The sequence below is a fragment of the Nocardiopsis alborubida genome (assembly GCF_012396365.1).
Classification (GTDB): domain Bacteria; phylum Actinomycetota; class Actinomycetes; order Streptosporangiales; family Streptosporangiaceae; genus Nocardiopsis; species Nocardiopsis alborubida.
Window position 1 is genome coordinate 1 of record NZ_JAAXPG010000009.1, and the last position, 18,978, is coordinate 18,978.

Sequence of the window (18,978 nt, forward strand, 5' to 3'; positions counted from 1 at the left end):
CCGGACTCGATGAGCCGGATCGCCAACTCCCGCTCTTCCTCCGTGGCCCGGCGCCCTTTCTTCGCCATACAGAAAATTATACCCGAAAGGCATAAAGTAACTACGGGAACTTATGAATTTCTTAATATCGGCTCGGGGATGTTTGATGATGAGTCTTGAAGAGCAGAATGAGATCCTGCAAAGTATCGTTGATTTGGTGCTTCGTGAGAACCGCGATGAAGGCTGGACGGATGTAAAGATCAGGTTCTCCGGTCTTGTCAGCGTGTCCTCTCTTCGAGCTGAGAAGACAAGGGCGGACGGTTCCACTGAGTTGGTCCCCCTCCCTCCCGACGTTGGCGTTCTCTACAACAAGCTACGAACCGGCATGCACCAGCGTGGCAAGGGCACCTGGTACAACGCTTGGACTGTGGTCGAACCCACCGGGGTCTCTGAAACAGATTTTGAGTACGACGTTCCTCCTGTCTTTCAAAATCCCATCGGCCCTCGAAGCTTCTATGAAGATATGCATTATTTTCCTCGCCTTGTCGATGAGATCCCTGAATGGTTGATGCAAAAGCTGAGGGAGGCCAGGCTGATGGGGAGGGGGAAGCAAGATTAGGATGATTTTTTGCTCGAACGTGCCGAGGAAATTTATCCGAAAGGGAGCAAATGGCAGAGTCTGGGCGAACTTCCTTGGGGCCTATTGAACAGGAGTGGATCCTTCAACAAATTGGGGGAGAGATCCTGGCAGTGCTGGGGGATGGCTGGCGTGAAGTAAAGTACACTGTCAACCTAATCGAGAGCTATTTGGAAGAAGATTTGGAAGTGGTATACGGTGACCGGGAGGCGGAAAAGGGGCGTGCTCCTCTGGTTGTGATGCAATCGGTGAGAAAGTTGCGTTCCGGTATGTACCAAGAAAGCAGGGGTGCTTGGCATGGGATGCGTTACACAATCTCTCCGTCGGGAGATTACAGGGCGGAGTACAGCTATGATGAAGTAGATTTTGATTTTTCACCATCCCTGGAAGCTTTCGTTCAAGATCTCGAGTCATTTCCAAGGGAAAGTGAGTTTATCCCAGGTTGGCTCCAACTTGAGATCGAACAGGCCGGGAAAGGCTAAGGGCCTCAGAATTCCATGGAGTTTGGGCTCGACGAGATGCTCAGATAGCCCCCGGGAAGAAGATCAATCTAAAATTCGAGTGCGCATACTTCGATAATAAAATTCTTTTCGGCGCTTTGGATCCGGAGTGCTATGCGAACGACTATCGACACCATCCCAGGGATGGGGAGAACATTCCTGTCTGGCTTCGTAAGAAACTTCGTCAGTACCAGGTCCGTCAGCAGCAGAGCCCCTCTGGTGATGGGGAGTAAGGCCGCCTTCTGTGTCTGTGCTGTACAATCCGTTGCTGGTCGGGAGCGTTGACCTGGGCCGGTTGAAGGAGGCCCTCGCCGGAGCGCTCGGTGTTTCCTTGAAGGACGTTGACGTGGGGCATGAGGACGACCATGGGGCGCGCGTCTGGGACGCGAAGGTGTTCACTGACTACTCGCCGCGGAACGGGGACCTCTCATGGGGCTTGAGCGTCTTCGTGGCCGATGGCGTGCCGTCACCGCCGAGCGAGGAGCGGCTGTCCCTGGATCTGGCCGGTGCGCTCGCGACCGCTGTTCTTTTCCCGCCTGCGGAGAATATCCCCAGCCTGTGGAAAGTGGCCACGCCTCGCGGTGAGGTGGCGTACGCACGTCTCCACGAGCCCGAGCACGATGGTGACGCGCTCAGGGTGACCGATGTCGAGATCCCGGTTCCTGAGCTTCCGGGAGCTGTTGTTTCTCGGTTTCCGATGTGATCAGGAAGCTCCGGATTTCGGCGCTGACTGTGGAACGCGGCGGGCTGAGCGACGGAACATCAGTCCTCGGCCGGAGTGGTGTGGGAGTGCACACGGAGCCAGCCGCGCGGGGCGAGGTGGTAGACGCCGGTGGTCCACTCGTCGGCGCGGAACTTCCGGCCGCCGAAGCGCGCCGTTTCGATCACCCGCGCCGTCGCCCGGCGCCACGCGGTCGCGCGGTCCAGCAGCTCCCGGACCTCCTTGTTCTCTGACACAACGCGATGATCGCACGCGGACCGCACCGGCCAGGGGCCATGGCGTCCCACGGCTGGAGCCGGGGCCGCGGCGGTCTCCGGCTGCGGCGCTCGCATGAGATACCAACCGGACGGTATGCAAAAGGGGCGTGGCACACCTAGACTTCTGCCACTCGCGGCACGGAAGACGATGGCCAAGGAGGCACCGATGGCAGTCGACCCCTCGGGACCGGATCTCGCACGCCTGGTGGACGAGGACCCCGGCGGCCCGGTCGTCATGCTCAACCTGCTCCGGTTCAAGCCGGACGGCCGCCCCTCGTACGAGGAGTACTCACGGCGGGCGGGCGGGTTCCTGAAGCGCTACGGGGCCGAACTGCTCTACGCCGGTGACGGCGCGTCGCCCCTGGTGGCCGACGAAGGGCAGGCCTGGGACGCGGTGCTGCTCGTGCGCTACCCCAGCCGGGATGCGTTCAGCCGCATGGTCGCCGATCCGGAGTACCAGAGGATCACCCACCTGCGCACCGAGGCCCTGAGCGAGGCCGTACTCCAGCCGACCGTTCCCTGGGGCCGGTAGCCGGGCGGACGGGGTGCGGGCTCCCGTCCGCCCGGCGCGGTCAGCGGGTGAACACGAAGGAGCGCAAACCGGGCGGCACCGCGACCGGCTCCACGGGGAAGACGGCCCACACGTGGGTGCCCAGGTCGGCCCAGGGCGCGAGGCGGTAGTGGCCCCAGGCGGCGGACAGGTTCTCGACCAGGAGCAGGCCGCGCTGCCCCTCGGCCCAGTCCCACTCGTCGGCGGTGCGCTGGTGCGGGACGGCCGGAACGCCGCCCCCGCCGCCGCAGTCGGACAGGCCCACGCGCAGGGTGGCCGGATCGGGCATCGACAGCGCGCGCAGGATCTCGCCGTCTGGCCGGCCCGAATCGGTGTACTTGCAGCAGTTGGCGAACAGCTCGCTGGTGACCAGCGTGAGCGTGTCCACCAAGTCGGGATCGAACCCGGACAGGTCGCGGGCCAGGTCGGCGCGGACCTCGGAGAGCCGGGACAGTGAACCGGGGTAGACGCGGTGCTCCCAGTGGACGTGGGCGCGGCGGACGGCGGAGTCGAGGCCGGAGGCGGTCATGCCGGAACCCCCTGTCGCTGCTCGTCCCATATCCGGACGAGGGAGGCCAGTTCGTCCCACTCGGCGTAGCGGGTGGGTTTGGTGGGCGTGGCGGGCTTGGTGGGCCTGGTGGGGCGCATGACGCCGAAGCGGGGAGCGGGTTCGCCGAGCAGGTCGCCGCCGGGGTCCTCCCGCCACTGCTGGAGGAGGGCGGCGGCGCGTTCCTGGACGAGGGCGAACGCGCGCCGGACCTCGTCCGCATCGGAAGCGGGTTCTGAACTCCGGGGCGCGGGGACGCGGGGCGCGGCGGAGGCGGTCAGGCGCTCGTGGGCGGCGAAGTAGGGGCGGACCAGGGCCACGTCCTCGGCCGTGATGACCTCGCGCGCGGGGGCCAGCCTCGGCATGGCGGGCTCGGAAGCGGAGACGGGCGGGGCCTCGGGAACGTAGCGGCGGACGCGGGTGGAGCGGCGTCGGCGGCGACCGGCCACCGTGGAGTGGCGTCCGCAGGGCGCGGAGAGGAAGGCGATCAGCGGGCCGAGGGCACGGCTGAGAAGGGCAGCGCTAAACTGGCGCATGCTAGCAGTCCTTGTTGCTAAAGGGATGGAAGTTGCTGGCCACGGCCCCGGACGGTTACATCCGTCGCGGGGTCATTTGGGTTGTGTGTTCGAGAGAGAGGATAAGGGGTGGTGGGAGTGGAATGCCAAAATACTGGGGAGTAATGTGGAGGGAAATGTGGAAACGGCCGACCAGAATGCTGGTCGGCCGTTGTTATGTCCAGTATTTAGGAGTTTGTGAGGGAGGTGCAGCTCAGGAACGCGGTCCAGGCCTCGGGGGTGTAGCCGAGGTGGCCGAGTTCGCGGTTCTGGGTGTCGCGGACGAGGACCGTCTGCCCCTCGGCCACCTCGACGCAGCTTCCCGAAGCGCCGCTGTAGCTGCTCTTGTGCCAGTGGGGCTCACGCTTTGCCATCGAGTTCTTCCTTGGCCTTCCTGATCAGATCCCGGCTCGCACGGGGCGACATCGCCTCCGACTGGAGAACGCCGAAGAGCGTCGCGCAGTGCTGCACCTGCATCATGTCATCCATGAGTTGCTCGCCCTCCATGTGCTCCGCCGAGGCGACCGTGTGCCTGTCGGGGAAGGTGTAGAGCCGGAAGGGACCGGAACCGCCCGGGTGGCACTCGGTGTCGGCGGGGATGACCTGGAAGCGGATCCTCTCCTCGTCGATCAGGGCCTGGACCCGTGCGATCTGCTCGCCCAGGACCTTCCGGCCGCCCCTGACGTTGCGGCGGAGCACGGCCTCCTCCACCACGACCGACACCAGCGGCGGGTTGTCGCCCTTCAGGATCTGCTGGCGCTCCATCCGCAGGGTGACCATCTGTTTGATCTCCTCCGCGGAGAACCACGGGGCGCTGTCGGTGAGGAGGTTCCTGGTGTAGGACTCGCACTGCACCAGACCCGGGAAGATCACCGGCTGGTACTCGCGCAGCTCGATCGCCTCGCGCTCCAACTGGCCGACCTCGGTGTACCAGGGCGGTAGTGCGTCGGGCGCGTTCGCGGTGTTCCAGGCCTGCTTTATCGCACCGGAGGAGCCGAACAGCTCGTCGAGTTCCTCCGCCCGGTCGGCGGGCAGCCTGCGCTTGCCGCACTCCCAGGACGACACGGTGGACTGCATCACCCGCAACGCCCGGGACACCTGAGTTTGCGTCATCCCCACCGAGTCACGCACGTTCCTGACCTTCTTGCCCAGGCGCACACGCCTGGGGTCCACCTTGCGTGCCATGACGACTCCCATTTCCGCGCTATCACCGTCATCACCCATGCAAGACCCGGGCGCGACCCGATAGGGCGGGGAACGACGAAGTGTGACCGTTCGGTGATATCCCTGGCGCGCCCGAACGGCCTTTGTCCATGGTGGTGCCGCGCGCCGCAGTGGGCGCGGTGTCGGGGAAAGGGAATTCAGGTGGGCGCAGTGATTCGTATGAACCCTGGTAAAAGCGGCATCAATCGCCATTCCGACCCGTTGCCGCGGCGGGTGGTCGACCCGGAGGCGCGGGCGCCGATCGTGCTGGGCCGGATATCGCAGCACCACCCGAACCACGCGCTGAGGCTGCCGGGGACGGCGGACCAAGCGCGTGTGCTGCGCGGGCGTCTGGCCGCGGTGCTGCCGGACTCGCTCGCGGACACGGCTCTGACCCTGGCCAGCGAGCTGTTCAACAACGCCGTCGCCCACTCGCGCAGCGGGGAGGCGGGCGGCGAGGTCACCGTGGTCGTGAACCGGTTCCCCGGCCGGGTCCAGATCAAGGTGATCGACCAGGGCCCGCGCGACGCGGGCGCCTCCTCGCCGCACCTGCGCCCGGTGGTGCCGGTGGTACCCGTCGGGGTGGTCGTGCCGGGTGGGACGGGAGAGACAGGCGGCGTGGGTGAGCCAGGTGCCGTGGGCGGATGGGGCCTGCGCATGGTGGCCACGGAGTCCAGCCGGTGGGGGACCCTCCACGACGGGGGCCGCACCACGGTGTGGTTCGAGCTGGACCGGCCGCGCACGCGGTCGTGAGGGCGGCGGAGGTGGGCTGGAACCACGCCGACGACCTGGACCGGTGCGAGGCCGCGCGCGTGCTCGACCGGCGGTGCGGGCGGCTGTGGACGGTCATGTGGAGTCCGTCGATGCGGGCCTACGCGGCCTTCTACCTGGGGCCGGAGGCCGTGCCGTGGCAGGGCGCGCCGTCCCCGGCGGGGTTGGTGGAGCGGTTGCGGGAGGTGGAACGCGAGGTGGCGGGGGCCGCCGGCGGGTACTGGAGCTGCCCGGTCGCGGGGTGCGCGTGGTCCTCGATCCGTCCGATGCGCCACCCGTGCCCGCTGCCCGCCGACGGCGGCCGCATCGCTGGGGTCCCCCGGCCGCGCCCGCCGAGCACGGCCGGGGGATGAGGGTGGTGCGGTGGGACGGCGTATGCCGGGTTCCGCGAGCTGCGGCGTTCAGCCCGTGGCCCGGCCTTCGCTCTTTGCTCCGGGCCTCGCACGGACCTTCTCACGGAGCCAGGCGGGGACGTGCTCCTCGTCGCGGGGGAACTGCCTCAGCTCCCGGACGTAGTCACCGTCTCCGGAGTGGAACAGGAACCCGGGTTCGTTGTCGTAGTCGAACTCCGTCGTGAACTTCCCGGGGCGTGTGACGGTGATCTTCATGGAGAACCAGGTCCCCTTTCCTTCCTGGTACATCCCCCTGCGCAACTCGCCGAGCTTTAGCGTGGTTCCTATCGGGATATCCGCCCGTTCCGAACGGCCGTCATCGTGGCGCACGAGCATCAACTCCTCGCGGTAACTCACGATGGCACGCGCGGTGTAAGCGATCTCGGTCCAGGTGTCGGGGAGGGAGCGCACGATCTCCTGCCCGAGCTCGGTGAGGATCTCATGCTGCTTCTGCGGGTCCAGGTGCCCGCGCCTGAAAGGCCGCATCAGGCGGTTGTTCTCCGGGTCTGGTTGCCGTGGCGAGGTCATGTCTTCCCATCGTGAGCGCCGACGCCGTCTCCGCCGCCGCGCTGTTTCCGGTTCCGTTCACGCTGGTCCATGGCGTTCAGGGAACCCTCGCTGAAGTCGGTCAGTGGTGCTGTGCGGGCGTAGCGTTCGGGCACGCCCCGTGGGACGTGGACTCCGCCCACCTCGATGGAACCCGCGTAGTCGAGGTTGACGGAATCGCCCCGCTCGTACACGAGCAGGAGGGGGAAGAAGGGGTCGGCAAGGTCCGGCAGCTCCTGCTCGGAGTCCTTGAGCGCGGCGAAGTGCAGTGCCCACTCGACGGTGCGGGCCGTGTAGAAGGTCCCATGGCCTGAGAATGAGGCCAGGGTCCGGTCGACCACGTTCTGAGGGGCGCGGACCCCGGGATCCACCGTGAGGGCGATGTCGTGGAAGGGCCACCCTCCGCAGCCGAGTTCCAGCCTCCACAACGCCGATCTTCGCAGGTACTCCTGGAGGAGCCGTCCCTGCGACCTCCGGAACAGGGACTTCTCGTTCCATCGGATCGCCTGCACGCGTAGGGAGAGTGCCACCACGTGTTCGCCCACGATCTGGTGCATCCCTCCGCTCCCGTGCCTGCGGCTCTCCGAAGACCGTAACCGCGCCGTTTCCGCGTTGATCGTCTCGTCTGACAGGGACAATCCGCGACGGGCAGGGGAACGCGGACGGCCCCGTGCGCCGAGGGGCCCGGCCCTTCAATCGCTCATGCTGGCTCAGACGGGGAACTCGCCGTACCAGGATCGCTGCACGAGGTGCTTGGGCAGGTAACCGGACTCGACCTCCAGGCGGAAGACCGAGTCGACCTGATCGGTGTCGTAGGCCAGGCAGGCCAGGGCGAGCAGGGGCAGGGACACGACCCCTTCGATGTCTCTGGTGCGTTCGGCGTCGGAGGTCTGGTAGGTGCGGAACAGCTCCAGGCCTTGGGCGAGGGCGTCGTTGAACTTCTCGGTGTCGCGCTCGACCAGGCGCAGGAAGGTGTTCATCGGGGGGAAGACGATCATCTCCATCAGTTCGGGAGAGCCGATGTCCACTCGGTCGGGGGCGGATAGTTCCATCGCGGCCAGGAGTTCCTCGCCCAAACCGGGGCGGTTGAGGACGAAGGCCTGGAGGGCGGAGATCCAGTGGTAGGTGAAGGGGTTGTACTGGGTCCCCTCGCTCTCCCCGGCCTCGCGCAGGCGGTCGACGGGGATCTCGCACAGTTGACGGTAGCGCTGCTGGTCGCGGCAGACGACGGCGAGGAAGAAAGCCGTGAGCCAGTTGCTGGCGTTGGTGCAGTAACGCGGCCCGGTGGCTTGGGGGTGTCGAACCTGGTGGTTGACCATGAGTTCGAGTTCGGTGCCCGGCGGGTTGGTGGTCATCGCGAACATGGCATGGTACATCTGCATCGCTGTGGTCCAGGCCTCCCAGGTGTCCACCTGAGCCGCATCAGGGTCCGAATGGACGCTGTACATCGCGTTCAGGTAGAGCGTGGTCAGGGAGAAGTAGATGGTGCTGGCGTCCTCGGTGTCCAACCGAGCCGACCAAGCTTCGCGATTGAGCTTGTTCAGCTCCCAAATCTCTTCCTCGGGCTCGCGGTTCAGGTCGTGCCGGGGCACATAAGTGTTCATGAAGCCTTCTCGGACAAGTCGAAAATCTGGTGACAGAGGCTCGCCGAACTGCTTGCACCGCCCGTAGCCGTTCATCGACACGGATATGAAACGGGGTTCCTTCGGCCGCGTCCCGCAGGACACGGCCGAAGCAAGAAACAGAATGTTTATTCCATTGCCCGGCCCTCGGCCTCTTCCCGGAGTTTCTCGCGGAGCCAGTCGGTCATGTACTCCTCGTCGCGCGGGAAGTAGACCAGGTCGTTGGTGAAGCCGAAGGCGGTGGGGAAGGTGATGCCGGGGTCCTCGTCGTAGTTGTAGGTGACGTTGAACCTGCCGGGCGGGGTGATGACGTACTCGAAGGAGAACCAGGTGCCCTTGCCCTCCTGGTACATCCCCGCCCTGAGGTCGTCGATCATCATGCCCATGCCGGATGGAGGAGATTTCCGACGGGTCGTCCCGTCCCCGAACTCGACGATGATCAAGCCGGTCGAATGGTCGATAACCGCCTTTTCCGTGTAGACGATTCGTGTCCATCCTTCGGGGGCTTCATCGAGGATGCGTCCACCGATCTGCGTGAGGACCTTCTGCTGCTCTTCCGGTCCCAGATGCCCGCGCTGGAAATGGCTCATCGCTCGGTTGTCCTCCGCAGCCGGGGCGGTTCCCCGGATTCCGCCGTAGGTGCCTAGACGGGGAACTCGCCGTACCAGGATCGCTGTACGAGGTGTTTGGGCAGGTACTCCGACTCCACGTCGAGGGAGAAGTCGCCGCGTTGGGACTTGTCGTAGGCCAGGCAGGCCCATGCCAGCAGCCCGAGCGGGACGATGCCCTGGACCCCGGCCTGAGCCTCCTCGGTGGTGTTGTACCGCTTGAAGCTTTCCAGGGCGAAGACGAGGGCTTCGTTGAACTTGGTGGAGTCTCCCATCAGCAGACGGCGGAAGACCTCCATCTTCGGGAAGATCAGCAGATCAAGGGCTTCGCCTCCGAAGGCGCCGCTGCGGGGAGAGGACTGTTCCATGGCCGACCGCAGCTCACTCACCAGGTTGTCGGTGCCGTTGACGTAGGCCTGGAGAGCGGCGATCCAGTGGTAGGTGTACTCGTTGTACCGCACCTTTGCGCCCTCGGCCGCGCGGCGCAGGTGTTCCACGGGGACGCGGCACAGGGCGTCGGCGCGGGCGTTGTCGCGGCAGACGACCGCCAGGTAGAACGCCTTCTCCCACGTGGCAGGGTCGGCGCAGTGGAGCATCCCGGGTGCCGTGAGCGCACGGACCTCATGGTCGATCAGGTACGCGACCTGTGCCCCCTTCTCCGCCTCGGAGACGGCGAAGACAGCGCTGTGGACCTGCATCGCGACGGTCCACGCCTCCCAAGTCTCCACTTCCGCGGCCTCGGGGTCCAGCAGGAGCCTCGTCTGCGCTGCGTCGAAGATGGGGTAGAGGTCCAGGTCGATGTTGGAGCAGTCCTGCTCCAACCTGCTGACCAACTTCGCACGACGATTGGTCTGGTACGCGATGAGGTCCTGGTCCACTCCGTGGTCCAGTTCGTGCCGGGAGACGTGGACGGTCACGAGGCCTCCTTATCTGACAGGTCGAAGATGCGATGATCGTAGCCGTTGGCAGTGGACTCCCCGGTCCACTCCCGTTCGCCTTTTTCGTTCAGCTGGTAGGAGTCCACGGGGTCACCCTTGAACACCGTGTAGACGACGCGACCCTGCTTGAGTTTCTCCCGGATTTCATCGGCGAGCATGAGTTCTTGGATGTTTCCCGGCTTTTTACCCCTCTCCTCCATCTTCTTGAGGATGTCCTCCAGGTAGGCTCGCGTGCCCTGGCTCACCAGACGCGGATCCTCACCGGGCACCTTGATCTCGCGTTCGCCTAGTTCGGTCCTGGTGCTGCTCTTGGCCTCGACGATGACGAAGTCGCCGTCCACGGTGCGGTAGATCTGGTCGAACTGGTGGTTTCCGTTCTCCGGGGCGAACGGCGAGGCCGGGATCTCGGTCGCCCCTTCGAGGTTCGGCCTCAGCTCGACCAGCTTGGGCTGACCGTTCTCGAGGATGGTGTTGCCGTTGGAGTCGACATCGTGCGCCATCACCGGCTTGCCGTCGTTATCCCTGATGACATCGCCGTTGAACTCGAAATGCGCACCGATCCTGGCGGTCCTCTCACCGAACTCTTCGGAGAGTTCGGTGGCATCAGTGTGCGTGTTCCGGTAGTCCTGCTTGGCCTGTTCCACCCGGGGGTGGTTGGGTCCGTTCTCCTTGAACTTGCCGTGCAGCTCCTCCATCGCGTCCAGGTGCTTCTTGGCCTCGATGTCCTTGATGATGGCCGCGCGGCGGTCCTCCGCCAGGCTGTCGAGTCCGCCCAGCTCGGTCCGGAGGTGTTCGCGTCGGGCGATCTCCGTGTCGATTCGCGCCGCCTCCTCGGCTGAGAGGTTGTTCCCCCTCTCCGGCATGAAGTTTGGGTTGTCGAGGCGGACCTCGGTCTTGTCACCCAGGTAATCAGGCGCTTCCGCGGGCTTCAGCGGAACCCAGTCACCGTTGTCGGCCCGGCTGATCCGGGGGAGCTCCCAGTTCTCCGCGCCGACCACGGTGTCAGCCCGCTTCCGGTGACCGTTGTTCTCCTTGTAGAACTCCCGGTAGAAGTCGTTGTACTCGCGGTTGCCCTGACGCTCGTTGAGGAGCCGTCGGAGATCGTCGAGGAGCTGCTGCTGGTTGGCGGGGTCGTTCCTGTCCCCCCACGAGTGGGTCCTGAACTCGTCCGCGTTCGTCGGGCCGTTGTTCTCCCCGCCGTTGTCGCCATCCCGGTCGCCGGAGGTTCCGTCCCCGTTGAGCACGGGCGTGCCCGGGACGCCCGGCCGGTCGCCTCCGCCTTCGCCGCCTGTACTGGTGCCGCCGTCGCCGGGCCGGTCCAGGACGTCCGTGCCGCCGGGGGAGTTCCCGTCGGTGTCCAGCGGGTCACCACCGTTGCCGTCCCGGTTGGTGACCTCCGGCATGGTGTTGCTCATCCGCGGGCCGTCGGCGTCGAACCGGTCGCCGAAGGCTCCGTCGAACCCGTCGCCGAGGTCGTCGAGGCCCGCGACGTCGATGACGCTGCGATCGCCGATGACCGTGTCTGGACGGGGCGCATCGGCCTGGGCGTCGAACGTGTCGTTGTTCCCGCCGCCGACGAGGGCGGGAACCCTCCCAGACTCCGGGCCGTCCGGGGACTGGTTGGCCTCCCACGCCGGGTAGTCCGAGGCGTGCGCTCTCATGTCGCTCAACACCGCCTCCAGGGACGGGTCCAGGCCCAGCTCCTCCACGTCGGACCGCCCGGGACGGTTCGGCCGGGAGGCGTCGGTGCCGTCGCCCTGCTCGCCGAGGATCCGGCGGCCGGTGTCGCCCAGCTCGGCGAAGTCCGGGTGGGAGGCCAGCAGCTCCAGGAGCTCCTGGCTGTCGTCGAGCTGGCGCGTGGTCGGGTGCACGGCGGGGCGGGTGCCGGCGGGGTCGCCCTCCCCGTCGCCGTGGTGGTTCGCGACGCGCTGGGCGTTGGAGCCCTCGGAGCCGTTACCGTTCCCGTCGCCGCCGGAGCCGTTGCCGCCCGGGTTGTCCCCGCCGCCGAAGAAGCCTCCGCCGGTGAACCGGCTCAGCAGGTTCTGCATCTCCGACAGCCGCGTGGCACTGAAAGCGCCCTCCCGGAGCTGGCCCAGGTCGATCCTGAGATCCGCCAGGGAGACGTTGCCGAACCGGGGCAGGCTCAGGTTGATCCGGCTCATGTCCGGCACGTCCACGTCGGGGACGCTCGGCCCGTCCCCGCCCATCCTGTTGAGCATGGCCGAACCGCGCCAGGCCATCAGCGGCACGCCCACGACCGCGCCCACGCCGGTCGCGGTCAGGACGGCGCCGCCCACGGTCGCGCCGATGTTGAGCAGGGCGGTCCCGATGACGTAGCCGGGCCGCTCGCCCCACTCCTCCCAGGGCACCACCGCGTGCGCGGCGTCCTTCCAGGCGTTGCCGACGGTGTCCCAGCCCGACCAGCCCCAGCTGTCGTTCTCGGAGTCGTACATGCCCGCCAGCGAGGCCAGCGACTGGAGGTTGCCCTCGTGGTACTCCCACATAGCGTCGCCCCAGGACATCTCGAACCAGCCCTCGGAGCTGTACATCCCGGTGATCCCGCCGACGTCCTCGGCGATCCCCACGAAGAAGTCGCCCACAGCGGCCCCCGCGTCGATCCACCAGCCGTGGTCGGTCTCCATGGGACCGCCCCAGGCCATGGCGACGTCGCCGAGGTAGCCGTCGTAGCCGTGCTCGAACACGCCCGGCGCGGACTCCCCGTCGCCGTCGCCCGCGACGAAGTTGGTGCGGTCGGGGATCCCGGCGTTGATGGCGTTGGCGCACGCGATCTCGGCGGCCTCGAACTCCCGCCGCAGCGCGTCCGCGCGGTCGAGCAGAGCCTGGTGCTCCTCGACCTTGTCGCTCTCGCGGCCCAGGAGGCTGTTGAAGAACCCGTCGGCCTCGCGCCAGTCGTCGTCGCCCTCGATCGAGTTGCGGAAGGTGTTGGCGTCGCTCGTGAGCGTGGTCCACTTGGCCTGGATGTCACGGACGGCCTCGGCGAAGGTCTCCAGCGCGCTCGCGGCCTTGTCGAAGGAGGTCTCCACCTTGTCGCCGTCGGTGGCCACCGGGTCGACCACCGCGTACAGGGTCTCGGCCTCGGGAGCGGAGTAGCAGGAGGAGAGCCCTGCCCAGGCGCTCTTGATGTCGCCGCCGATCCCGGCGACGTTGGACCCCTCCCGGCGCAGGTCCCTGGCCTGCCTCTCCAGGGTGGCGGGACTCGCGGTGGGGACGGGGAAGTTTCGGGGGTCGATCACGCCGCCCGTGGGGACGCACATCTCGGTCACAGGGGTGTCTCCATCTGAGGAACCGGAGGGAGGGAGGGTGGGGTCGTCGGGGGTCTCCGGGGTCTCCGGGGTCTCCGGGGGCTGGGGGGCCGGGGGAGGGGAGGGGGCGGAGCGCGGGGTCTTCCGTGCGGACGGGGCCCGCTACACGGGCGCGTGGGGTCCGTACTGCTGGGGCGGCTCGGGCTCGGGGACCACGCCCGCGTTGGCCTGCGCCTCGGCGGCCATCTCCGTGTTGCCGTTGAAGTAGTGCGTGGTGGCCTCACTGGCCCCGGTCACGGCGCTCACGGTCAGCCCGGCCATGTCGCCCATGAGACCGAAGTTGTGCTCGGCGAACTCGCCCAGCGCGACGCTGACGGGCGCGCTGTCCGCCTCCGTGCTGATCTCCGTGATCAGGCTCTCGGCGGAGGTCATGGCGCCGACGAGACCGTCGCTGCCGCCCTCCTCGCCGATGTGCCCGGCGACGCTGGTCAGCACGGCGCCCACATCAGCGGGCTGGATGTTCCACTTGGACATCGGGATCCTCTCCTCTCCGGGGCTTCGGGGGGCTTCAGGAGTCGCTGGGGCGGGAGAAGGCGCCCGAGCGGAAGTTCGCGGGCGGCGCCGCGTCCGTGTCCGCGGCAGCGGAACCCTCCCGGTGCTGGACGGCCTGGATCTGCTCGTTGAGCATGCCCAGGGACGCGTTCAGGGAGGCGAGGTCGTCCCGGATCCGGGAGCGCATCCGCGCGGAGGCCATGACGAGCCTGGGGTGGACGCCGCGGGCGGCCCCCTCGCGGGGGTCCTCGGGCCGCTCCTCGTCGACGACGGCCTGTTCGTCGCTCGGCTCCACCAGATCGAACTTCACGTACTCCCCCTCTCGGCCGACCGTGTCCGTCCGTTGTGACGTCCGAAGGCCCTCGGTGGTTCGGGAAACCTCGCGCACACCTTATTCTCGCGCGCGGACAGTCGGTCTGCCCAGGGGTTGTCCGTTTCGCGCCACGGAGTCCGCCCCGTACGGGCCCGCGGGGTCGGGGCGCTCGGGCCGCACCCTTAGTCTTGTGCCCATGACCCGCGCCAAACTCGACAAGCAGCCCCAGGACGTCGCGGCGATGTTCGACGGCATCGCCGACAGGTACGACCTCGTCAACGACGTCATCTCGCTGGGCCAGGACCGCGTCTGGCGCAAGGCCGCGGTCAACGCGGTCGACGCCTACAGCGGCGAACTCGTCCTGGACCTGGCGGCGGGCACGGGCACCTCCTCGGAGTCCTTCGTCAGGAAGGGCGCCCGCGTGGTGGCCTGCGACTTCTCCCTCGGCATGCTCCGCGCGGGAGTGCGGCGGCGCGGGGGAGCCTCCCGGGGCGGCGTGACCTTCGTGGCGGGCGACGCCCTGCACCTGCCCTTCGCCGACGAGACCTTCGACGCGGTCACGATCTCCTTCGGCCTGCGCAACGTCAACGACGTGGACCAGGCGCTGCGCGAGCTGCGGCGGGTCACCAAGGTCGGCGGGCGGCTGGTCATCTGCGAGTTCAGCCACATCCCGGTCGAGTTCGTGGACCGGCTCTACTCCACCTACCTCATGGGCGCCCTGCCCAAGATCGCGGGCATGGTGTCCGGCAGCGGCGACTCCTACGACTACCTGTCCGAGTCGATCATGGCCTGGCCCAAGCAGCCCGAGCTGGCGCGCCGCCTCCAGGGCGCGGGCTGGTCGCGGGTGGCCTGGCGCAACCTGTCGACGGGGATCGTCGCCCTGCACCGCGGTTTCCGCGACGAGTAGCGGCCCCACCGCAAGTGTGGCCGGTGGGAAACGTGGGGTCCCCACCTGCGGTGATCTTGCTACTGGAGTCAAAGTCGGCTGCGAACTCGACTCCAGTAGCAAGATCACGCCGGGAAGGCCGTCCCTCTCCCGCGCCGCCGAAACCCCTGCGGATCCCTGTGGGCTCACCGTGCGCCCGCTGCCGCGGACCCCTGCGGGTCCCGTGGCCCCACCGCACGCCCGCGCGCGGCCGGAGCACATCAGGCATAAGGATTCCGTAATCCCGAGGAGCACCCCGCTCCTCGGGATTTTCGTGTTGCCCGTGTGATGCCTGAGGCGGCGCTCACCATTCTGATCTGGGGCTCTGACGGAGAGTGACGCAGTTCGGGGCCCGTGAAGCCTTCTGGGGGCCTATGTCCCCTTTGATAGCAGGCCGTCTGAATACCCCCCTGGGACTCGCCTCGGACTCCGGGAGGGTCTAGACTGCCGAAAAGAGGCTTGTGAAGTGCTTCACAAGTCTGGGAGGTATAGGACACATGCCTCTATGTCGGACATAACGGACTCCCCACAGCACCCATACAACTCCCCCCGTGAGCGGGTCCATCCCGCAGGCAGGCCCGCCACGGTGCATCCGCGCGAGCAGTCGAGGACCCACCCGTGAGCGAGACAGCCACCTCCTCTCCCCGAGGCCGGGAGCGGACCGAGTACGACGCCGACGTGATCGTGGTCGGCGCAGGTCCCTCCGGCTCCACCACCGCCTACTACCTGGCCCAGGCAGGACTGGACGTCCTGCTCCTGGAGAAGACCTCCTTCCCGAGGGAGAAGGTCTGCGGCGACGGACTCACCCCCCGGGCGGTGAAGCAGCTCACCGCCATGGGCGTCACCTTCGAGGACGAGGGGTGGATCAGGAACCACGGCCTGCGCATCGTCGGCGCGGGCGTGCGCCTGGAACTGCCCTGGCCCGACCTGGCCGCCTATCCGGGTTTCGGCCTCGTGCGGACCCGTTACGACTTCGACCAGATCCTGGTCAACCGCGCGGTGGCCGCCGGGGCCAAGCTCCTGGAGCGCACCACCGTCACCGGCCCCCTCATGGACGAGCGCAGCAACCGCATCGTCGGGGTCCGGGCCAAGGACGCCGACCGCGAGCCCGTCACCTTCCGGGCGCCGCTGGTCGTGGCGGCCGACGGCAACTCCTCCCGGCTGTCCGTGGCCATGGGCATCCGCAAGCGCGACGACCGCCCCATGGGCGTGGCCGTGCGCACCTACTTCGAGAGCCCCCGCCACGAGGACGACTACCTGGAGTCCTGGCTGGAGCTGTGGGACCGCAGCGGCGACAAGAACGTCCTCCTGCCCGGTTACGGCTGGGTCTTCGGCGTCGGCGACGGCACCAGCAACGTCGGACTGGGCATCCTCAACTCCACCGCCTCCTTCCAGGACGTGGACTACCGCAAGCTCCTGCGCCGCTGGACCGACTCCATGCCCGAGGAGTGGGGCTTCACCGAGGAGAACCAGAAGGGCGGCATCCGCGGCGCCGCGCTGCCCATGGGCTTCAACCGGGTGCCGCACTACTCCCGCGGCCTCATGCTCGTCGGCGACGCGGGCGGCATGGTCAACCCCTTCAACGGCGAGGGCATCGCCTACGCCATGGAGGCCGGGAACATCGCCGCCGACGTGATCGTGCAGGCGCACGGCAGACCCACCCAGCAGACCCGCGAGCGGGCCCTGCTGCGCTACCCGGACGTGCTCGCCGACACCTACGGCGGCTACTACACGCTCGGCCGCTACTTCGTGAAGGTCATCGGCCAGCCCGAGTTCATGAAGTACGCGACCAGGTACGGCCTGCGCCAGCGCACCCTCATGAAGTTCGCGCTGAAGATGCTGGCCAACCTCACCGAGCCCACGCAGGGAGACGCCATGGACAGGGTCATCAACGGCCTGTCCCGCATCGCCCCCGCGGCCTGACGGGCGGGTCCGGGCGCCCGCGCCCGGACCCGCCCGGACGGGGCCCGCACCGGGGAGGGCCGGAGCCGCCCGAGCGCCGCCAGCCGGGCGCCGCGGCACCGAGACCCCCGGGTACGGGGCACCGGCCCAGCCGGACACACAACCCACCGGGCGGTCGAGCCCGGCTCCACAACAGGACACACGGGACGACCGGAGAAGAGCCCGCACAAGTGAAAGCAATCACAAGCGCCCCCGGCACGCCGCGCGGGCGTGCCCAGCAGCCAGGAGGAGGGTGAGCGTGGAGCTGTACACACCGATCTTCGTGCTCGGCGGGATCGGCGCCGCGTTCGTCGTGGTGTCGATGGTCGCCGGTGCGGTCCTGGGGCCCAAGCGCTACAACCGCGCCAAGATGCAGGCCTACGAGTGCGGCATCGAGCCCACGCCCCAGCCCGCGGGCGGCGGCCGCTTCACCGTCAAGTACTACATGACGGCCATGATGTTCATCGTCTTCGACATCGAGATCATCTTCCTCATCCCCTGGGCCGTGCACTTCGACGCCCTGGGCTGGTTCGGACTGGTCGCGATCGTCCTCTTCCTGGTGAACGTCTCCATCGCCTACGCCTACGAGTGGCGCCGCGGAGGCCTCGAATGGGACTGAACAGTACTTCTTCGGGGCTCCGCTCTGCTTCGCCCCGTGTTCGGGCGTCCCGAGGGCGGGAACCTTCGGCGTCTCCCGTGCCTGGCTCGTTCCTCGCTGGCGGCACGCCCGATCGCCTCCAGAACCCCGCCGACGCCCGAACGCGAACCGCCGCGACAAAGCGCCGGCCGCAGAGCACACCCCGCAGTCCAGCCCGGAGGAGGACCACAGCTGATGGGACTTGAGGAGAAACTGCCCAGCGGCATCATGCTCACGACCGTCGAGCAGGTCGTGGGCCTGGCCCGCAAGAGCTCCATGTGGCCCGCCACGTTCGGTCTGGCCTGCTGCGCCATCGAGATGATGTCCGTCGGCGGCCCGCACTACGACCTGGCCCGGTTCGGCATGGAGAAGTTCGGCGCCACCCCGCGCCAGGCCGACCTGATGATCGTCGCCGGGCGGGTGAGCCAGAAGATGGCCCCCGTCCTGCGCCAGATCTACGACCAGATGCCCGAGCCCAAGTGGGTCATCGCGATGGGCGTGTGCGCCTCCAGCGGCGGCATGTTCAACAACTACGCGATCGTCCAGGGCGTGGACCACATCGTCCCCGTCGACATGTACCTGCCCGGCTGCCCGCCGCGGCCGGAGATGCTCCTGGACGCCGTGCTCAAGCTGCACGACAAGGTGCAGAACACCAAGCTCGGCGCCCACCGGGAGCAGGAGATCACCGAGAACGAGGAGCGGATGCTCCGCCGTTCGCTGCCGCTGGTGAGCAAGGACTGACATGAGCACCGAGAACGAACGCGAACGCGACGAGGAAGCGGCGAACCTCCCCGACAAGCTGGGCCGCGAGCGGCTGGCCGCGCCGATCCGGCGCACCGGGATGTTCGGCGCCACGACCACCGGCGACACCTCGGGATTCGGCGGCCTTCGGGTGCGGGGGAGCGCTCCCGCGCACAGCCAGCGCCCCTTCACCGATCCCGAGGACCCGCGCACCGCCGACTTCGACCGGGTGGCCGACGACCTGGAGGCCGCCCTGGGCGAGGACGCGGGAGCGGTCGAGCGGGTCGAGGTCGCCCGCGGCGAACTGACCTTCCACGTGCGCCGTGAGGCGCTCCCGGGGCTGGCCCGCCTGCTGCGCGACGACCCGGCCCTGCGCTACGAGCTGTGCACGGGCGTGACGGGGGTGCACTTCCCCGACGACACCGGCCGGGAGCTGCACGCGGTCTACCACTTCCGCTCGATCACCCACAACAGCGAGATCCGCGTCGCCACCACCTGTCCCGACGCCGACCCGCACGTGCCCTCGATCGTGTCGGTCTACCCGACCAACGACTGGCACGAGCGCGAGGCCTGGGACTTCTTCGGGATCGTCTTCGACGGCCACCCGGCGCTGACCCGCATCCAGATGCCCGACGACTGGCACGGCCACCCCCAGCGCAAGGACTACCCGCTGGGCGGCATCCCGGTCGAGTACCGGGGGGCCACCGTGCCCCCGCCGGACGAGCGGAGGTCCTACAAGTGAGCCCCGCCAACCCCACGCACTCCGCCACGAAGGGAGGCC

24 protein-coding genes are annotated in these 18,978 nt (G+C 67.6%); 11 read left to right on the forward strand and 13 right to left on the reverse strand.

Annotated elements, in window-relative coordinates:
• Positions 1-145: 145 nt before the first annotated feature.
• The 3 genes from HGB44_RS11085 (at position 146) to HGB44_RS11095 (ending at position 1,819) form a co-directional block, all read left to right on the forward strand.
• The gene (locus tag HGB44_RS11085) at positions 146-598 is read left to right on the forward strand and encodes a hypothetical protein (protein ID WP_168444007.1); all 453 of its coding nucleotides are present in this window, start codon (positions 146-148) and stop codon (positions 596-598) included.
• Between the two features lie 50 nt (positions 599-648).
• The gene (locus HGB44_RS11090; RefSeq protein ID WP_168444008.1) at positions 649-1,098 is read left to right on the forward strand and encodes a hypothetical protein; all 450 of its coding nucleotides are present in this window, start codon (positions 649-651) and stop codon (positions 1,096-1,098) included.
• Between the two features lie 262 nt (positions 1,099-1,360).
• Complete coding sequence (locus tag HGB44_RS11095; protein WP_168444009.1) at positions 1,361-1,819, forward strand: hypothetical protein; 459 nt, start codon at positions 1,361-1,363, stop codon at positions 1,817-1,819.
• A 59-nt stretch (positions 1,820-1,878) separates the two neighbouring features.
• Here the strand turns inward: HGB44_RS11095 and HGB44_RS11100 are convergent, their stop codons facing one another.
• On the reverse strand, positions 1,879-2,073 hold the full coding sequence (locus HGB44_RS11100; protein ID WP_061083602.1) for a hypothetical protein: 195 nt from the start codon (positions 2,071-2,073) through the stop codon (positions 1,879-1,881).
• A 187-nt stretch (positions 2,074-2,260) separates the two neighbouring features.
• Here HGB44_RS11100 and HGB44_RS11105 point away from each other — a divergent pair, with 187 nt between their 5' ends.
• A complete protein-coding gene (locus HGB44_RS11105) occupies positions 2,261-2,626 on the forward strand; it encodes a DUF1330 domain-containing protein (protein WP_061083603.1) in 366 nt (121 codons plus the stop codon).
• A gap of 40 nt (positions 2,627-2,666) precedes the next feature.
• On the opposite strand, the gene HGB44_RS11110 is transcribed toward HGB44_RS11105, so the two are convergent.
• The 4 genes from HGB44_RS11110 to HGB44_RS11125 all read right to left on the reverse strand — a co-directional run bounded on the left by HGB44_RS11110 (position 2,667) and on the right by HGB44_RS11125 (position 4,930).
• On the reverse strand, positions 2,667-3,173 hold the full coding sequence (locus HGB44_RS11110) for an ATP-binding protein (protein ID WP_061083604.1): 507 nt from the start codon (positions 3,171-3,173) through the stop codon (positions 2,667-2,669).
• Positions 3,170-3,727 (reverse strand): hypothetical protein, encoded by a 558-nt coding sequence (locus HGB44_RS11115; protein WP_061083605.1) that lies wholly within the window; start codon positions 3,725-3,727, stop codon positions 3,170-3,172. Before HGB44_RS11115 ends, HGB44_RS11110 begins: the two co-directional genes overlap by 4 nt.
• A 206-nt stretch (positions 3,728-3,933) precedes the next feature.
• A complete protein-coding gene (locus tag HGB44_RS11120) occupies positions 3,934-4,119 on the reverse strand; it encodes a DUF397 domain-containing protein (protein ID WP_061083606.1) in 186 nt (61 codons plus the stop codon).
• Entirely contained in the window at positions 4,106-4,930 is an 825-nt protein-coding gene (locus HGB44_RS11125) for a helix-turn-helix domain-containing protein (protein ID WP_061083607.1), read from the reverse strand. Before HGB44_RS11125 ends, HGB44_RS11120 begins: the two co-directional genes overlap by 14 nt.
• 198 nt (positions 4,931-5,128) lie before the next feature.
• On the opposite strand from HGB44_RS11125, the gene HGB44_RS11130 reads away from it, so the two are divergent.
• Both HGB44_RS11130 and HGB44_RS11135 read left to right on the forward strand, forming a co-directional pair.
• Positions 5,129-5,701, forward strand: coding sequence for an ATP-binding protein (locus HGB44_RS11130; protein WP_210751493.1), 573 nt, complete (start codon positions 5,129-5,131; stop codon positions 5,699-5,701).
• 11 nt (positions 5,702-5,712) lie between these two features.
• Complete coding sequence (locus tag HGB44_RS11135; protein WP_061083612.1) at positions 5,713-6,072, forward strand: hypothetical protein; 360 nt, start codon at positions 5,713-5,715, stop codon at positions 6,070-6,072.
• 48 nt (positions 6,073-6,120) lie between these two features.
• Here HGB44_RS11135 and HGB44_RS31910 read toward each other — a convergent pair whose 3' ends face one another.
• From HGB44_RS31910 to HGB44_RS11175, 8 genes are all read right to left on the reverse strand, one after another.
• Positions 6,121-6,597, reverse strand: coding sequence for an antitoxin YezG family protein (locus HGB44_RS31910; RefSeq protein ID WP_231972674.1), 477 nt, complete (start codon positions 6,595-6,597; stop codon positions 6,121-6,123).
• 38 nt (positions 6,598-6,635) lie between these two features.
• Positions 6,636-7,214 (reverse strand): hypothetical protein, encoded by a 579-nt coding sequence (locus HGB44_RS11145; protein WP_061083609.1) that lies wholly within the window; start codon positions 7,212-7,214, stop codon positions 6,636-6,638.
• Positions 7,215-7,367: 153 nt separating this feature from the next.
• Positions 7,368-8,261 (reverse strand): immunity 49 family protein, encoded by an 894-nt coding sequence (locus HGB44_RS11150; RefSeq protein ID WP_082768649.1) that lies wholly within the window; start codon positions 8,259-8,261, stop codon positions 7,368-7,370.
• 146 nt (positions 8,262-8,407) lie between these two features.
• Positions 8,408-8,869 carry an antitoxin YezG family protein gene (locus HGB44_RS11155; RefSeq protein WP_061083610.1) on the reverse strand — a complete coding sequence of 154 codons (462 nt, stop codon included), beginning with the start codon at positions 8,867-8,869 and terminating at the stop codon, positions 8,408-8,410.
• Between the two features lie 53 nt (positions 8,870-8,922).
• A complete protein-coding gene (locus HGB44_RS11160; protein ID WP_061083611.1) occupies positions 8,923-9,804 on the reverse strand; it encodes an immunity 49 family protein in 882 nt (293 codons plus the stop codon).
• Positions 9,801-13,100: a hypothetical protein gene (locus tag HGB44_RS31915; RefSeq protein WP_233458669.1), complete on the reverse strand. Its 3,300-nt coding sequence runs from the start codon at positions 13,098-13,100 to the stop codon at positions 9,801-9,803. The genes HGB44_RS11160 and HGB44_RS31915 overlap by 4 nt, the downstream gene beginning before the upstream one ends.
• Positions 13,101-13,250: 150 nt before the next feature.
• Positions 13,251-13,622, reverse strand: a complete 372-nt coding sequence (locus tag HGB44_RS11170; RefSeq protein WP_061083247.1) for a DUF6507 family protein — start codon at positions 13,620-13,622, stop codon at positions 13,251-13,253.
• A gap of 34 nt (positions 13,623-13,656) precedes the next feature.
• Positions 13,657-13,950: a hypothetical protein gene (locus HGB44_RS11175; protein WP_061083246.1), complete on the reverse strand. Its 294-nt coding sequence runs from the start codon at positions 13,948-13,950 to the stop codon at positions 13,657-13,659.
• Between the two features lie 199 nt (positions 13,951-14,149).
• Between HGB44_RS11175 and HGB44_RS11180 the strand changes: the two genes are divergently transcribed.
• The 5 genes from HGB44_RS11180 (at position 14,150) to HGB44_RS11200 (ending at position 18,939) form a co-directional block, all read left to right on the forward strand.
• A complete protein-coding gene (locus HGB44_RS11180) occupies positions 14,150-14,860 on the forward strand; it encodes a demethylmenaquinone methyltransferase (protein ID WP_061083245.1) in 711 nt (236 codons plus the stop codon).
• A 636-nt stretch (positions 14,861-15,496) separates the two neighbouring features.
• On the forward strand, positions 15,497-16,801 hold the full coding sequence (locus tag HGB44_RS11185) for a geranylgeranyl reductase family protein (protein WP_061083244.1): 1,305 nt from the start codon (positions 15,497-15,499) through the stop codon (positions 16,799-16,801).
• A gap of 277 nt (positions 16,802-17,078) precedes the next feature.
• Entirely contained in the window at positions 17,079-17,438 is a 360-nt protein-coding gene (locus HGB44_RS11190; protein ID WP_026114451.1) for an NADH-quinone oxidoreductase subunit A, read from the forward strand.
• 213 nt (positions 17,439-17,651) lie between these two features.
• On the forward strand, positions 17,652-18,197 hold the full coding sequence (locus tag HGB44_RS11195) for a NuoB/complex I 20 kDa subunit family protein (RefSeq protein WP_017562992.1): 546 nt from the start codon (positions 17,652-17,654) through the stop codon (positions 18,195-18,197).
• Position 18,198: 1 nt separating this feature from the next.
• A complete protein-coding gene (locus HGB44_RS11200; protein WP_061083243.1) occupies positions 18,199-18,939 on the forward strand; it encodes an NADH-quinone oxidoreductase subunit C in 741 nt (246 codons plus the stop codon).
• Positions 18,940-18,978 lie beyond the last annotated feature (39 nt).

Bases quoted from the DNA above. Each gene is read 5' to 3' on its own strand.
- HGB44_RS11145 (WP_061083609.1), bottom strand. From the start codon at position 7,214: ATGCACCAGATCGTGGGCGAACACGTGGTGGCACTCTCCCTACGCGTG.
- HGB44_RS11090 (WP_168444008.1), top strand. From the start codon at position 649: ATGGCAGAGTCTGGGCGAACTTCCTTGGGGCCTATTGAACAGGAGTGG.
- HGB44_RS31910 (WP_231972674.1), bottom strand. From the start codon at position 6,597: ATGCGGCCTTTCAGGCGCGGGCACCTGGACCCGCAGAAGCAGCATGAG.
- HGB44_RS11180 (WP_061083245.1), top strand. From the start codon at position 14,150: ATGACCCGCGCCAAACTCGACAAGCAGCCCCAGGACGTCGCGGCGATG.
- HGB44_RS11110 (WP_061083604.1), bottom strand. From the start codon at position 3,173: ATGACCGCCTCCGGCCTCGACTCCGCCGTCCGCCGCGCCCACGTCCAC.
- HGB44_RS11125 (WP_061083607.1), bottom strand. From the start codon at position 4,930: ATGGCACGCAAGGTGGACCCCAGGCGTGTGCGCCTGGGCAAGAAGGTC.
- HGB44_RS11085 (WP_168444007.1), top strand. From the start codon at position 146: ATGATGAGTCTTGAAGAGCAGAATGAGATCCTGCAAAGTATCGTTGAT.
- HGB44_RS11130 (WP_210751493.1), top strand. From the start codon at position 5,129: ATGAACCCTGGTAAAAGCGGCATCAATCGCCATTCCGACCCGTTGCCG.
- HGB44_RS11200 (WP_061083243.1), top strand. From the start codon at position 18,199: ATGAGCACCGAGAACGAACGCGAACGCGACGAGGAAGCGGCGAACCTC.
- HGB44_RS11120 (WP_061083606.1), bottom strand. From the start codon at position 4,119: ATGGCAAAGCGTGAGCCCCACTGGCACAAGAGCAGCTACAGCGGCGCT.
- HGB44_RS11150 (WP_082768649.1), bottom strand. From the start codon at position 8,261: ATGAACACTTATGTGCCCCGGCACGACCTGAACCGCGAGCCCGAGGAA.
- HGB44_RS11115 (WP_061083605.1), bottom strand. From the start codon at position 3,727: ATGCGCCAGTTTAGCGCTGCCCTTCTCAGCCGTGCCCTCGGCCCGCTG.
- HGB44_RS31915 (WP_233458669.1), bottom strand. From the start codon at position 13,100: ATGTGCGTCCCCACGGGCGGCGTGATCGACCCCCGAAACTTCCCCGTC.
- HGB44_RS11195 (WP_017562992.1), top strand. From the start codon at position 17,652: ATGGGACTTGAGGAGAAACTGCCCAGCGGCATCATGCTCACGACCGTC.
- HGB44_RS11155 (WP_061083610.1), bottom strand. From the start codon at position 8,869: ATGAGCCATTTCCAGCGCGGGCATCTGGGACCGGAAGAGCAGCAGAAG.
- HGB44_RS11170 (WP_061083247.1), bottom strand. From the start codon at position 13,622: ATGTCCAAGTGGAACATCCAGCCCGCTGATGTGGGCGCCGTGCTGACC.
- HGB44_RS11105 (WP_061083603.1), top strand. From the start codon at position 2,261: ATGGCAGTCGACCCCTCGGGACCGGATCTCGCACGCCTGGTGGACGAG.